The sequence below is a fragment of the Micromonospora arborensis genome (assembly GCF_003205615.1).
Taxonomy (GTDB): Bacteria; Actinomycetota; Actinomycetes; order Mycobacteriales; family Micromonosporaceae; genus Micromonospora; species Micromonospora arborensis.
The window spans coordinates 136360-150852 of the sequence record NZ_PYBV01000036.1 but is presented as its reverse complement, the minus strand read 5'-3'; the positions used below and the strand labels follow the sequence as shown (position 1 = coordinate 150852).

Below are 14493 nucleotides of genomic sequence, written 5' to 3'. Positions count from 1 at the left end.
CCCGGCCGGGCTCCCGGACCGACAGGACACCCATGAGCCAGACGATCGCCGGCATCGAGATTCCCGACTCACGACTCGCCACCGACGCCACCGAACTGGTTCGCCAGGCCACCGACGACCTGCTGTTCCATCACTCCCGGCGGGTCTTCGTCTTCGGCTCGCTCCAGGGTCGGCGGCTCGGTCTGAAGGCCGATCCCGAGTTGCTCTACGTGGGGGCGATGTTCCACGACCTCGGGCTGACCGAACGCTACCGCCGCGACGATCAGCGCTTCGAGCTCGACGGCGCCGACGAGGCACGCCGTTTCCTCCGATCGAACGGCATCGGCGAACACGAGGCGCGGCTCGTGTGGGAAGCGATCGCCCTGCACACCACGCCCGAGGTGCCGTACCGCCTGGAGCCCGAGGTCGCCCTCGTCACCGCGGGTGTCGAGACGGACGTGCTCGGGATCGGCTACCGCGAGTTGTCGCCCGCCGACATCGCGGCGGTTACCGCGGCGCACCCGCGGCCACACTTCAAGCGAGCCATCGTCGACGCGTTCGCGGAGGGTTTCCGGCACCGGCCGGACACCACCTTCGGCACCGTCAACGGCGACGTTCTGGAGCACCGGGTGCCCGGCTACCGCCACATCGACTTCGTTCGGATCATCGAGGAATCCGCCTGGCCCGAGTGAGACCCCTACAACTCCGGGGCGGGCCGGCGGGCACCAGGACGCAGGAGAGGCCGCGTCGCGCGGCGGCGGCAGCGGTGAGCCGGGCGTGGTTGCTCTGCGGCGCCCCGGCGACGGTTTGCCGCGAGTCTCAGTGCTTGCGGCCCACCCCGCCGAAGGCGTCGATGTCGACGGGTGTGTCCACCGCGTCGTCGGGCCGCCACTGCGGGCACGGCACGACGCCGGGATCCACCAGCTCCAGGCCGTCGAAGAAGCCGGCGATCTCGTCGGGCGAGCGGAGTGTGTACGGGGTGGCCCCGCTGTCGTTGTAGTCGTCCTGCGCCTGCTGCATCTCGGCGCTGATCAGGCTCGTGCCGTCGTTGAGTGAGAGGTAACTGCCGCTCGGCAGCGACGCCAGCAGCTGCCGCGTGATCGAACGGGCCGTTTCGTAGTCGGGCACGTGGCCCATGACGCCACTGAGGATGAGGCCGACCGGCTGCCGGAAGTCGAGTGTCCTGCCGGCCTCGGCGATGACCGCGGCAGGGTCGTGCAGGTCACCGTCGATGTAGGCCGTCCTGCCTTCGGCCGTGCCGACCAGCAGCGCGCGGGCGTGGGCAAGCACCAGCGGATCACTGTCGACGTAGACGATGCGCGCGCCCGGCACGATCCGCTGCGCCACCTCATGGGTGTTGTTGGCCGTCGGCAGCCCGGTGCCGACGTCGAGGAACTGGCGGACGCCCGCCTCACCGGCGAGGAACTGGATCGAGCGGACCAGGAACTGCCGGGAGGCACGGGCGACGTCGACGACGCCGGGAAAGACCTGCCGGTACTGATCGCCGGCCGCGCGGTCGACCGCGAAGTTGTCCTTGCCGCCGAGCCAGTAGTTCCAGATCCGCGCCGAATGCGGCACCGACGTGTCGATCTTCTGCTCCGCGTCGACCTCGCCAGCCTCGGACCGGTCGGTCGCCTGCGAATCCCTGGTCACGACGAACCCCTCTTCCGATCGCGTACGCGATGTCGTGGCGCGGACAGCCCCGTCGAGTAAGCAGCCGCCCGGGACCGTGCCACGGTATAGAAGGCAAAGAATCCGCGCCACCCCGACGAGGAGCCGGGTGACGATCCGTGGAGCGGCGGACCGACATCCCGAACTGGTCGAGACCCCCCAACCGTCCAGCCGATGAAACAGGATGGGCGCAGATCCGTACGATCGGGTGATGGACCCTGCGGCAGGGCCGCCGGCGATGCGGTACCAAGTGCTTGGGCCGGTCGAGGTGTGGTCTTCCGCCGGGGAGCGGCTGGCCCTCGGCCCGCCGATGCAGATGCGCCTGCTGGCCGTCCTGATGTCGCAGCCCGGCACCGCCTGGTCCATCGACCAACTGGTCGACGAGCTGTGGCAGGGACGTCCGCCGAAGACTGCGGCCGGCAACGTGAAGACCTACGTCTGGGCGCTTCGACGGGCCTTGCGGACCCCCGACGTCCCCGACCCCGCCATCCTCGCGGAGGCCACCGGCTATCGCCTCGTCCTCGACGCGCAGACGTTGGACAGCGCGGCCTTCGACGACCTGACGCAGCGTGGGTATCACGCGTTGCGGCAGGACCTCTGCTCGGATGCCCTGCGGGCGTTCGAGGCGGCGCTGGCGCTATGGCGTGGTGAGCCGTTCGCGGGCCTTCCCGGTCGGGGGGTGTTGCTCTCCGTCCGGGCACGACTTGAGGAGCAGCGGTCGAGTCTGCTGGAGGAGGTCGCGGATCTCCACCTGCGCGCCGGTCGGCACAACGAGCTGATCGAGCCGCTCCGGGCCCAGATCGACGGGGATCCGCTACGCGAGCGCCCATGGGGGCAGCTGATGGTGGCCCTGGCCCGCGCCGGGCGGCGGGCGGACGCGCTGGCGACGTACCGGCGGCTGCACCGACAACTCTCCGACGAGGTGGGCGTCGAGCCCGGTCCCGATCTCCAACAGCTACACACCAGGATCCTGCGGGCCGACCGGGAGCTGTCGACAGCCGGGGCGCGGACGCCGGAGAAGCCCACGCCGCGGATCGTTCCCCGGCAGTTGCCGGCCCCGCCGACGTTGTTCACGGGCCGGACCCGCGAGCTGGCCCGGCTCACGACGCTGCTGCTCGACGACAGCGGGCCGGCCGGCACCGTCGTCGTCACCGGCACCGGTGGCGTCGGAAAGACCTGGCTGGCGTTGCGCTGGGCACATGACAGCCTGCACCACTTCCCCGACGGGCAACTCCACGTCGACCTGGGCGGTTTCGGCACCGCAACAGAGGAAGCCGCACCGTCGACAGTCGTCGTACGCTCGCTGCTGCCCGCCCTGGGCGTGAAGCCCCTGGAGATACCCGCCGAACCGGCAGCCCAGTTCGCCCTCTACCGCAGCCTGACGGCGGATCGACGGCTGCTCGTGCTGCTCGACAACGCCCGCGACGCCGAACAGGTGCGCCCGCTGCTGCCCGGGTCGGCCCGGTGTGGCGTCATCGTGACGAGTCGCCACACGCTGCCCGGCCTGGTCGCCGCCGAAGGCGCCCATCCCGTCGCACTGGACCTGCCCAGCACCGCCGAAGCACGCCAACTGCTCGTACGCCGGCTCGGTGCGCAACGGGCCGCCGCTCAGCCGGCCGCGGTGGACGAGCTGATCACCCGTACCGCGCGGTTGCCCCTCGCCCTGTCCATCGTGGCCGCGCGAGCCGCCGCCCGGCCCACGTTCCCACTTCAGGCCATCGCGGACGATCTGGCGGTGAGCCGGGGCGGGCTCGCCGCCCTGGCCACCGACGACGCCGCCACCGACCTGCGTACGGTGCTCTCCTGGTCGTACCGTCTGCTCAGCGCGGACGCGGCCCGGCTGTTCCGGCAGCTCAGCCTGCACCCCGCTGGGGAGATCAGCGCGGCGGCGGCGGCCACCCTCGCCGGAGCGCCGCCACACCTGATCCGGCCGGCGCTCGACGAGTTGACTCTGGCGAACCTGCTGGCCGAGCAGTCCCCCAACCGCTTCCGGTGCCACGATCTGCTCCGGGCCTACGGGGAGGAGCTGACCGACGCACACGACTCCGCGGCCGAGCGCAGATCGGTCCGCAAGCGGGTGCTCGACCACTACCTGTGTGCCACACGTGCCGCGGCGAGGCTTGTCGACCCCGGCCACCAGCCGCTCGATCCGATGCCCCGGACCGCCGAGACGGCACAGCCGGTGTTTGCCGACCACCGGTCCGCGCTGGCCTGGTTCACCGTCGAACAGCGGGTGCTGCTGGCTGCCGTCGACGACGCGGTCGCCCACGGCTTCGACGCCCACGCGGTGCAGTTCGCCCAGACCCTCACGCCCTTGCTCAGCCGTTTGTCGCAGTGGCACGACCTGGCCGCCGTGCAGGCCATCGCGGTCACGGTCGCGCGACGCCGCAGCGTTCCACGGGCCGAGGCGCTGGCACACCGGGACCTTGCGCTGGCGCACCTGCAGCTCCGCCGCTACGAGGCGGCCCGCCGCCACCTGCGCGACGCGTTGGCGCGGTACGACACGATCGTCGACCGGCCGGGGCAGGCGAGTATCCACCTGCAGCTCGCCTGGGTGTACGACATCGAGGGCAACCCCCGGGAAGCACTGCCGCACGCCGAGGCGGCGCTCGCGCTGTCCAGCAGCAGCGACGACAAACGCGGCACGGCCGCCGCGCTCAACGCGATCGGGTGGGGCCACGCCCGGCTGGACGAGCACGTCCGTGCCATCTCCTACTGTGAGCGGGCGCTGGCACTCCATGCCGAGGTTCAGAACCGGGTGGGCGAGGCCCACACCTGGGACAGCCTCGGCTTCGCCCATCAGGGTCTCGGGGCGCATCCGACGGCGGCGGCCTGCTATCGACGCGCCCTCGCGCTGTATTCCGACGCTCAGGACCAGTGCGGGCGGGCCGAGACACTCGTCCGGCTCGGCGACAGCCATCGGGCGGTGGGCGACCACGACACGTCGAGGGACCTCTGGGGACAGGCGTTGGCGATCTTCGACCGGCTCGGTCATCCGCAGGCCGAGGAGCTGTCCGAGCGGTTGGCGACCGCCCGCTGAACGTTCCCCGGAGGCCGCCTCCGGACCGGCATGGATCCGGCATGGACCGGTCGTCGGCAGGCTGGGCGAATGCTGACCATGAAGAGACCCACCCTCTGGCGACGCGGCGGGGTCGACCGTCGACGCTCGCCGCTTGTCCGTCGCATTCCGGCCGCCGTCGCGGTCCTCGTCGCCCTGTCGCTGAACGCCCCACCGGCGTTCGCGGTCGCCGCGCCGGCGTCGTCCGGCGGCACCGGGCCGGCCACCGGTTCGGTCGTCGAAAGCAGCACCGGCGGGTGGAACGGCCGCATCGACTGGCGGGCGTGCGCGGACCCGGCCGACGATCCGGGTACGCGATGCGGAACCCTGCGCCTGCCGGTCGACTGGGCCCGGCCGGGAGGGGAGACCTTCGAGCTGGCTCTGGCCCGACGTCCCGCCGCCGACCCGGCCGCCCGCATCGGTGTCCTGGTCTTCAACCCCGGCGGTCCCGGCCTGTCCGGGGTGGACGTGGCGCTGACGGCCGCCAGCCAGCTCGGGCCGGACGTGCTGCGCCGCTTCGACATCGTCGGCTTCGATCCCCGGGGTACGGTCCGTAGCGCACCGGTGCGCTGCTCGTCAGCGATGCTGGCCCGGCACCCCTCCCTGTCACCCGCCAACGCGGCGGAGTTCGAGCGACTCCGCACCTACAACCGCCAGTTGCGTGACGACTGCCGCGCCAAGAGCGGCCCACTGTTCGACCACCTCGACAGTGTGAGCGTCGCGCGTGACACCGACGCCATCCGGGCGGCACTCGGTGAGCGGCAGCTCAGCTTCTACGAGTGGTCCTACGGCACCCTGATCGGGCAGGCCTACGCCGAGCTGTATCCCGACCGCGTCCGCGCACTGGCCATGGACAGCGTGATGGACCACAGCCAGGGGGTCGAAGGGTACTTCCGCAGCGGGGCGGCCAGTAACGAGGCTTTGTTCCACGAGTTCGTGGCCTGGTGCGACCGGACCCCGAGCTGTGCGCTGCACGGACGCGACGTGCCGGCGCTGTACGACCGGTTGATGCGCCGCGCCGATGCCGGCACGTTGGTCGACGCGGGCACCGGCGCCACGCTGACCTGGTTCGAGCTCGGGTTCGCGACATTCGTCAACTTCTTCGACTCGACCTGGGCCGACCTCGCGAACATGCTCCTCGCGTTGGAGCGGGGCGAGGCCGCCGATCCCCCGCTGGCGTCCCCGATGGTGCCGGCCGACAGCAACCAGGACCTGACCGAGTACGCCCTACCCGCGTTCTGCCAGGACTGGTCGCTGCCGGTCGACGGGTTCGCCGAGTGGAACCGGTATCTGGAGCTGTCCCGCGCCGAGGCACCGCACCTGCGGGCCTCCCCGCTGGTCGTCCGCTTCGCCGCGATCTGCCTGGGCTGGACGGCGGTCAACCCGCAGCATCCGCTGCGGGTGCGGACGAGCACCCCGGTGCTGCTGCTCAACGGTCGCTACGATCCGGCCACCCCGTACGACGGGGCGCAGCGGGTGGCGCGCCAACTCGGCACGCATGGCCGTCTCCTCACCTACGAGGGGTCGGGCCACGCCAGCTACCCACGCACGGAGTGCACCCGGAGTCGCGTCGACCGGTACCTGATCGACAAGGCCCTCCCGCCGGTCGGCGCGAGCTGCCCGGCCGCCCCGGCCTGACACTCGGGTTGGCGCCGGGGTTCGAGCCTCGGCGCCAACCCGGCACTCACCGCCCGGTGTACGGGCGGCGGTCGGTCCTCAGGCGCGGGTGCAGCGCCACACCAGTGGCCGGTGCACCTCGTTCTCGTAGACGGCGCCGACCACGGTCAGGCCGTCGTCACTGATCCCCTCGGCCGTGTACGTGCCCGCTTCGGTCGCTCGGACGTCGGGCCGGCCCGGCAACCTGCGGGATGTGCCGTCCGGGGCGACGACCAGCGGTGCGCCGTCGCCGACCAGCAGGTCACCGTTGCTGGCAATCGCGGCCACCCCGGGGAACGGCAGCCGGCTCACCGCCCCGGTCGCGAGATCCCAGCGCACCGGCAGCATCTCCACGCCACCGCCCTTCTTGGCACCGGCGACCATGCCGACCGCCCAGGTACCGTGCGCCGACTCGACCGAGGCGCTCGGGGATCCGTCCGGCAACGGGAGGGCCTTCCCCGTCCCCTGCGGCGTCCACCGGTAGGGCAGACCGCCCATCTTGCCGACGACCGTGCCGTCCTCGGTGATTCCGGTCGCGGTGGATCCCGGCCGGCCGATCAACCGGTACTCCTGCGGGCGGTCCACCGACCACAGCACGGCGTGGTGCGAGTCGTTGGCGCCCCTGGCGGTGCCGGCGATGTCGCCTCGACCGTTGATCGCGTGTACGAGGACCGCGTCGTAGCCGGGCGGCGTGGCTAGAGTGCGCAGCGACCCGTTCCGGTAGACCCAGCCGGTGCCGTCGCCGTTGGTGCCGATCACGTACCCGTCCGCGTTGACCGCGTTCCCGTGCCGCACGGCGGCCGGCAGGACAGTTGCCTGGCCGTCGGTCCAGAGCACGACCCGCCCGTCCTCGTTGCCAGTGCCGATCTCACCGACGATGTGTCGCCCGGTGGGGTCGACGCCGATCGCCACCGCGACCGGTCCGGGGATCGGCTGCGGCAGCCACGACGCCTCGCAGGTGAGCGACGAGGCCGGGGCGGCCGGCGTGCTCACGGTCGGTGACGCCGCGAGGGCCGGCGTGGCCGGAGCGGGCTCTCTGGCGACCCCGCCGAACTGGACGGCGCCCACGACGCCGAGCCCGGCAAGCACCGTCCCCGCGGTGGCACCGCCGACGCGGCGGCGCTGGCGGCGACGCCGGCCGTCGCGGATCGCGCGGCCCACGTCCACCCGCGGCTCGGGAACCGGCGCCGAGTGCAGCAGTTCGGCGATTCGCTGGTCATCCAACATGGTCATCTCGAGTTCCTCCCGGCCATTTCGGTGACGGCGAGCAGTTGGCGGATCGCTGCCAGCGCCCGAGCCGTCTGCGACTTCACGTTGCCTTCGGAGCAGCCCATCGCCGCAGCCGTGTCGGTCAGCGACAGATCACACAGAAACCGCAGAACGAGTACGGTTCGTTGACCACGGGGAAGATGAGCGAGCGCGGCGACCAGGCTGTCCCGCTCGGCCACCTCGTCGTGTGGCGTCACCGGACGCTCCGGCTCCGGTGTCGACCCGAACAGCCGGACTTTCGCCCAGCTCAACCGCTTCTCGTCGACGAGCTTGTGCACCAGCATCCGGTGCACGTACGCGTCGACGTTGTCGGCCCGGCTGACCTTGCGCCAGTGCACGTACAACGCGGTGAGAGTCTGCTGCACCACGTCGTCGGCCAAGTGGGCATCACCGCACATCAGGAACGCGGTCCGATGCAGGCTCGGCAGTCGCGCGGAGACGTACTCCACGAACTCCCGCTCGGCATCAATCATTGAGGCTCCCTCCTCCGCACGCTCGACGGGTCCGGACGACCGTCAGGTTGCGTCGACGCCGAGGTTCGGCGGAATGCCAGGTCAGCGGCGGTGACCGTAGCAGCGCGTGCGGCCGTCGGCGTCCGGAGCAGCTCCCTCCGGCGAGGGAGCACCCCTCCCCTGTCGGCGGGGTTCGCCCGAGCCAGGGCAGCGGGAGGATCGGACGCATGGTGACTTCAATCGCCCGTAGGGCTGGCCACGGCCTGACGTACGCAGTGCTCGGCTGGGCCGTGGCATACGGGGGCGTGCGTCTGGCGTGGACCGTCGGCGAAGCCCCGGAGTTCCGGCAGTTCGGTTCGGACCTGGTGGGATTCACCGGTTGGCGGTCGGTGGCGTTGTGTCTGGCCGCGGCCGTGCTGGCCGTTGCGCTGGATCGGGTGTCGACGTGGCGGCCGGTGCTCGCGGGGGTCGCCTGGGCGGTCACCGGGGCGCTGGTCGCAGCCGCCGCGATCCTGCTGCCGGAGCTTGTGGGCTTCCTGCTGTTCATGGTCAGCCCGCACTTCGACCCGACGGCGTTCGCCAGCCGGCTGGGTTGTGTGACCGGAGCGGCCCTGCTTGGCCTGGCCACCGCCCGCTACCAGCGGCGCACCCGGGGTGACTGCCCGCAGTGCTGTCGGACCGGGCGACCCGGTCACCACCGCGCGGTCCCCGCGCGGTGGGCACGCTGGGCCGCGTACGTCGCGGTGGCCGGCCTCGTGACGCGCTTCGCGGCACAGGTCGCGGTGGGGTTCGACAGCCTCATCCAGAACGCCTCCGTGATCGGGCTGGAGGTCGGTCTGCTGCTGGCGGGCGCGCTGTTGCCGATGGCGCTCGTCCACCGGTGGGGTGAGGTGTGGCCGGGGTGGGTGCCGCTGCTCGCCGGCCGCCCGATCCCCCGACTGCTGTTGCTGGTGCCCGGCTTCGGGCTCGGGGCGAGCATCGTGGCGTACTTCGGCGTGGGGCTTGTGCAGTTGATGACCGGCTCGATCAGCGAGTTCTCCGACACGTTCCTCTGGGTGGCGATGTCGGCGTACTGGGTCCTGGGGCTCGGGCTCCTCGCGGCGTCAGGCGACTACCACCTGCGTACCCGCCGAGCGTGCGGGGCCTGCGGGCGGTGACGGGAGCCCCAGCCGTGCGCTGGGGCTCCCACTCGCGAACGGTCAGTGCGAGTGCCGGGGTACGGCGCTGCCGCTGCCACCGACCAAAAAGTCGAGGTCGGCGCCCTGGTCGGCCTGGAGGACGTGCTCGGTGTACAGGCGTGCCCAGCCCCGGTCCGCCGTCCGCGCCGGCGGTTGCCAGGCGGCGCGGCGTTGGGTGAGTGTCGCGTCGTCGACCAGCAGGTCCAGCCGCCGCGTCGGGACGTCGACCCGGACCAGGTCGCCGGTACGCACCAGCGCGAGCGGACCACCCACCGACGCCTCCGGGGCCACGTGCAGGACGCAGGTGCCATACCCGGTGCCGCTCATCCGGGCGTCGGAGATCCGCACCATGTCGGTGATGCCGTCGGCGAGCAGCCGCCGCGGCATGGGCACGTTGCCCACCTCCGGGAAGCCGGGGTAGCCCCGGGGGCCGGCGTTGCGCACCACGATCACCGTGTCCGGGGTGACGTCGAGCTCCGGGTCGTCGGCGGCGGCGACGTAGTCCTCGATCCGGTCGAAGACGAGCGCCGGGCCGGTGTGCTTGAGCAGGTGGGGCGAGGCGGCGGAGACCTTCAGTACCGCCCCGGACGGCGCGAGCGATCCGCGCAGCACCACGGTGCCCGAGCCGGCCGGTTGGAACGGTTCGTCCAGGGTGCCGATGACGTCCCGGTTCCAGCACTGGGCACCGCTGATGTTGTCGGCCACGCTCTGCCCGCTGACGGTGACGTGATCCAGGTGCAGCAGCGGGGCGATCTCGTTCATCACCACCGGAACGCCGCCCGCGTAGGCGAAGTCCTCCATCAGGTACTTCCCGGACGGCATCAGGTTGACGAGCATGGGCACCTCGGCGGTGAGGGTGTCGAAGTCCTCCAGCGACAGCGGGACGCCGAGCCGTCCCGCGATCGCGAGCAGGTGTACGACCGCGTTGGTCGACCCGCCGATCGCGGCGTTGACCCGGATGGCGTTCTCGAACGCCTCCCGGGTCAGCACGGTGGACAGCCGCTGGTCCTGTTCGACCATGGTGATGATCCGGCGGCCGGCGGCCTGCGCGAGCGCGTACCTCCGGGAGTCGACCGCCGGTACGGCGGCGGCCCCCGGCAGTTGCACGCCCAACGCCTCGGTCACGCAGGCCATCGTGGACGCCGTACCCATGGTCATGCAGTGGCCCCGGCTACGGGACATGCCGACCTCCGCCTCGGAGCAGTCCGCGGCCGTCATCCGACCGGCGCGCATCTCCTCGGTGAAGCGCCAGACGACGGTGCCCGAGCCGATGTCCTGACCACGGAACTTGCCGTTGAGCATCGGGCCGCCGGTGATCATCAGGGTCGGCAGGTCGACGCTCGCCGCGCCCATCAGCAGACCCGGGGTGGTCTTGTCGCAGCCGGAGAGCAGGACCACCCCGTCGAGCGGGTTGGCGCGGACCGACTCCTCCAACTCCATCGCCAGCAGATTGCGGTAGAGCATGGTGGTGGGTCGCATGAGGGGCTCGCCCAGGCTCATCGCGGGGAACTCCAGCGGCAGTCCCCCGCTCTCCCACACGCCCCGCTTCACCGATTCGGCCAGGTCGCGCAGGTGGGCGTTGCAGGGTGTCAGCTCCGACCAGGTGGTGGCGATGCCGATCACCGGTCGCCCGTCGAAGACGTCGTCCGCGAACCCCTGATTGCGCATCCAGGACCGATGGATGAACCCGTTGCGGCCCTGGGCACCGAACCACTGCTCGCTGCGCAGGGGTCGATTCGTCGTCGACATCGGCACACCTCTCTGTCACTCGTCCGGCCGCGGGGTGAGCGGCGATCAACACGCACGTGCTGGATTGGCTGGTGGCACGAGCGCGACCTACCTGAGGCCTCCGACGGACAGTCCGCCGCGCCAGTGTCGTTGGAGGCTGAAGAACGCGATGACCAGTGGGATCACCGACACGAGTGAGCCCAGGATGATGAGGCTCCACAGGGACGTGGTTCCCGCGTTGTTCGCGGACGCGATGCCCTGCCAGAGGCCGAGGCCGACGGTGACCGGAAAGAGCCGGTTGTCGGAGAGCATGGCCAGGGGCAGGAAGTAGTTGTTCCAGGAAGCCACGGCGGACAGCAGAAGCACGGTGACCACCGCGGGGCGCATCAGTGGGAGGGCGATCTGGATGAACGTGCGGACCTCCCCCGCGCCGTCGACCCGCGCCGCGTCCAGGAGTTCGTCGGGGACCGCGTCGCGTGCGTAGACGTGCATCAGGTAGACGCCGAACGGATTGAGCAGCGACGGGAGGATCACCGCCCAGACCGTGTTCGTCAGGCCGAGCCGGGAGAACAGGATGAAGGTCGGGATGACCAGAGCGGTGGCGGGCACCATCAACGCGCCGAGCACGATCGCGAAGCTGAAGCGCCGGGCCGCGAACCGGTACTTGGCGAACCCGTAGCCGGCCATGACCGCCAGGACCGTGGCGCCGATTCCGCCGGCGATGGCGTACAGCGTGGAGTTGAGAATCCACCGGAGGTAGATGCCACCGTCGTAGGTGAACAGCTGCTTGAGGTTGCCGAGGTAGTCGATCTGGTCGGTGAACCACAGGGTGTTGCCGCCGCCGAACAGGCCCGGCGCGTCCTTGGAACTGTTGACGATCACCCACCAGAACGGCACGAGGAAATAGATCACCAGGAAGCCGAGGAGGATCTGCAGAGGGAGATGGCGCTGCGGTCGGCGGGCGCCTGCGCGGAGGCTGGTGCGGTCAGTCATCAGAGGAAGCTCCTCCGCTTGCGGGTGAAGAACAGGAAGGCGTACACGCAGATGAAGACGATTCCGCCGAGGGCGAACGAGATCGCCGACCCGTAGTTGAAGTTGGCGAGCGAGAACGCCTGTTGGTACGCGTACATGTTGGGGGTGAAGTCCGACCCGATCGTGCCGGCGGCGAGGAATCGCAGGATCTGCGGTTCGTTGAAGAACTGCAGGGTGCCGATCAGCGAGAAGACCAGGATCAGGATCAACGCGGGAGCGATCAGCGGGATCTTGATTCGCGTCGCGACCTGCCAGCGTCCGGCGCCGTCCATCCGGGCGGCCTCGTAGAGCGACGGGTCGACCCCCTGCAGCGCCGCGTACAGGATGATCATGTAGTAGCCGGCCCACTGCCAGGTGACGACGTTGAGCAGGCCGTAGAAGATCAGGTCGCTGCTCAGGAAGTCGGGCGCGGTGGCACCGAACAGCCCGAAGATGTCGGTGAGTGGGCCGAAGCCCTTGCTGTAGAGGAACCCCCACATCACCGCACCGATGACGGTGGGGATCGCGTAGGGCAGAAAGATCATCAGGCGGGAGAAGCGAGCGAACAGGGTGGTCACCGCGTCCAGAATGAGGGCCATCGCGAGCGCGATGACGATCTGCAGCGGGATGGAGACGAGCGAGAAACGGATGACGAACCACGCCCCGGACAGGAAACTCGGGTCGGTGAACGCCTTCACGTAGTTGTCGAAGAGGACGAAGCTGGTGCCGCCGATCAGTTTCTTCTGAAAGAGGCTGAGGTACAGCGCGTATCCCAGCGGCGCGATGAGGAACGCCAGGAAGACGATCCCGAACGGCCCGACGAAGAGCCATCCCATCAGGTGTTCGCGGAGGTGCACTTTGCCACGGATCTTGCGCGACTCATCGTGAGCACGCGGTGCGCGCTTCTCGGTCAGGAGTGTCATCTTGGTCTCCGGGACGTGGACGCCGACGGTCGAGGGTGGGCCGCCCGGTGCTGGCGCGGCCCACCCATTCGGTTCACTGAACGGTGAAGCCCTGTTCCTTGGCGTACTTCGCCACGTCCTCCTGGAGCCGGTCGGCGGCCTGGGAACCGGTGACGGAGCCCTTGCTGACCTCGCTGATCTGCTTCGTCATGGCGTCGAGGTAGTACTGACCGAAGGGGGCGTAGGAGACGCCCTTGTAGGCGTCGGCGGCGGGGACGTAGACCTCCTTGTTCGCCTGCTGGCCGTCGAAGAACGCCACCTTCAGGTCGATGAACGCGGGATCCTTGAGCGCCGTGAGGTTCAGCGGGAAGATGATCTGGTTGGTCCAGCCGTCGGTGAGCGACTCCTTGTCGGCGTAGAGGCCGTACGCGACCTTCGCCGCCAGCTCCGGCTTCTTGGCCTGCTTGGTCACCGAGAAGGCGGACCCACCCCAGTTCACCTGCACCGGGTTGGCCTCGTCCCACTGCGGCAGCGGCGCCACCGCGAACTTGCCGGTGTCCTGACCCTTGCCGACGCCCGCGCCGGTGAGGTAGCCGGGGGCCCACGCCGCCGAGATGTACGTCGCGTAGTTGCCGTTGATCACACCGGAGATGTACTCCGGGGTGAACTGGTCCTGCGTCCCCACCAGGCCCTTCTTCACGAGGCCACCCCAGTAGTCCAGCACGTCCTTGGAAGCCTGGTCGTTGAGCTTCACGCCGATCGACTTCGGCTGCGCCGGATCGTAGGTGAACGGAGTGGCGCCCTTCTGGATCTGCAGCGCCATCGTGAGCGCCGAGACGTTCGCGCCGAAGTCGCCGAAGAGCGGCCCGCCGGCGTCCTTCACCTTCTGCGCGGCCTGCTCGTACTCGGCCCAGGTCTTCGGCGGGGTGATCTTGTACTTGTCGAAGATGTCCTTCCGATAGATCATCGCCGCCGGGCCGCCGTCGACCGGGACACCGTAGACCGCGTCGCCGACCGACACGTCCTTCCAGGCGCCATCGCTGTAGTTGGCCTTGACCGCGTCGAAGCCGTACTTCTTGATGTCGACGAGCGCGCCCTGGATCTGGAAGGTCGGGATCCGGTCCGCCTCGACCATGATCACATCAGGGGCGCCGGTGCCTGCCGAGATGGCCGTCTGGAACTTGTCGTACTCGTCGCTGCCCTGCCCGACGTTGGTCCAGCAGACCTGCACCTCGTTGTTCTGCTTGTTGAAGTTGTCGACGACGAGCTGCGTGTTGGGGTACCAGCCCCACATCGTCACGACCGGCAGTTCCTTCTTGGTGATGCTGTTCGTGCAGTTACTCGCGTCGCTTCCGCCCTCGTCGGAGGAGCAGGCGACGAGGCCGCTCCCGGCCGCGAGCAGGGCTACCGTGGCAAGTAGTCGTTTCGTCTTCATTGACGTGATTCCCTTCGGGGATCGCGGAATACAAAGGGCGGTGCGCCGACATCGAGGGCTGGCGAGTCGACCGGGGGTAGGGGCAGTACGCCCCTACCCGGTCCTCGGCCGATCGCGTTCGTGCGGATATGCGAAACGCTGGTGTCCGAAGGGC

11 protein-coding genes are annotated in these 14493 nt (G+C 70.1%); 4 read left to right on the top strand and 7 right to left on the bottom strand.

Annotated elements, in window-relative coordinates; genetic code table 11:
- The first annotated feature begins 32 nt into the window (after positions 1-32).
- Positions 33-671: an HD domain-containing protein gene (locus tag C7C45_RS26135; RefSeq protein WP_110566353.1), complete on the top strand. Its 639-nt coding sequence runs from the start codon at positions 33-35 to the stop codon at positions 669-671.
- A gap of 127 nt (positions 672-798) precedes the next feature.
- On the opposite strand, the gene C7C45_RS26130 is transcribed toward C7C45_RS26135, so the two are convergent.
- Positions 799-1632, bottom strand: a complete 834-nt coding sequence (locus C7C45_RS26130) for an SAM-dependent methyltransferase (protein ID WP_244200570.1) — start codon at positions 1630-1632, stop codon at positions 799-801.
- A 229-nt stretch (positions 1633-1861) separates the two neighbouring features.
- Between C7C45_RS26130 and C7C45_RS26125 the strand changes: the two genes are divergently transcribed.
- Complete coding sequence (locus C7C45_RS26125; RefSeq protein WP_244200569.1) at positions 1862-4690, top strand: AfsR/SARP family transcriptional regulator; 2829 nt, start codon at positions 1862-1864, stop codon at positions 4688-4690.
- Positions 4691-4759: 69 nt separating this feature from the next.
- Entirely contained in the window at positions 4760-6346 is a 1587-nt protein-coding gene (locus tag C7C45_RS26120; RefSeq protein ID WP_244200568.1) for an alpha/beta hydrolase, read from the top strand.
- 78 nt (positions 6347-6424) lie between these two features.
- Here the strand turns inward: C7C45_RS26120 and C7C45_RS26115 are convergent, their stop codons facing one another.
- Entirely contained in the window at positions 6425-7597 is a 1173-nt protein-coding gene (locus C7C45_RS26115) for a hypothetical protein (protein ID WP_146247413.1), read from the bottom strand.
- Positions 7594-8106 carry a SigE family RNA polymerase sigma factor gene (locus C7C45_RS26110; protein ID WP_110566350.1) on the bottom strand — a complete coding sequence of 171 codons (513 nt, stop codon included), beginning with the start codon at positions 8104-8106 and terminating at the stop codon, positions 7594-7596. The genes C7C45_RS26115 and C7C45_RS26110 overlap by 4 nt, the downstream gene beginning before the upstream one ends.
- 206 nt (positions 8107-8312) lie before the next feature.
- On the opposite strand from C7C45_RS26110, the gene C7C45_RS26105 reads away from it, so the two are divergent.
- Complete coding sequence (locus tag C7C45_RS26105; protein ID WP_146247412.1) at positions 8313-9242, top strand: hypothetical protein; 930 nt, start codon at positions 8313-8315, stop codon at positions 9240-9242.
- A 42-nt stretch (positions 9243-9284) separates the two neighbouring features.
- Here C7C45_RS26105 and C7C45_RS26100 read toward each other — a convergent pair whose 3' ends face one another.
- The 4 genes from C7C45_RS26100 to C7C45_RS26085 form a co-directional block, all read right to left on the bottom strand.
- Positions 9285-11012, bottom strand: coding sequence for an IlvD/Edd family dehydratase (locus tag C7C45_RS26100; RefSeq protein WP_110566348.1), 1728 nt, complete (start codon positions 11010-11012; stop codon positions 9285-9287).
- Between the two features lie 87 nt (positions 11013-11099).
- Positions 11100-11984, bottom strand: a complete 885-nt coding sequence (locus C7C45_RS26095; RefSeq protein WP_110566347.1) for a carbohydrate ABC transporter permease — start codon at positions 11982-11984, stop codon at positions 11100-11102.
- Positions 11984-12925, bottom strand: coding sequence for a carbohydrate ABC transporter permease (locus C7C45_RS26090; RefSeq protein WP_110566346.1), 942 nt, complete (start codon positions 12923-12925; stop codon positions 11984-11986). The genes C7C45_RS26095 and C7C45_RS26090 overlap by 1 nt, the downstream gene beginning before the upstream one ends.
- A gap of 73 nt (positions 12926-12998) precedes the next feature.
- Complete coding sequence (locus tag C7C45_RS26085; RefSeq protein ID WP_110566345.1) at positions 12999-14339, bottom strand: ABC transporter substrate-binding protein; 1341 nt, start codon at positions 14337-14339, stop codon at positions 12999-13001.
- Positions 14340-14493: the final 154 nt, after the last annotated feature.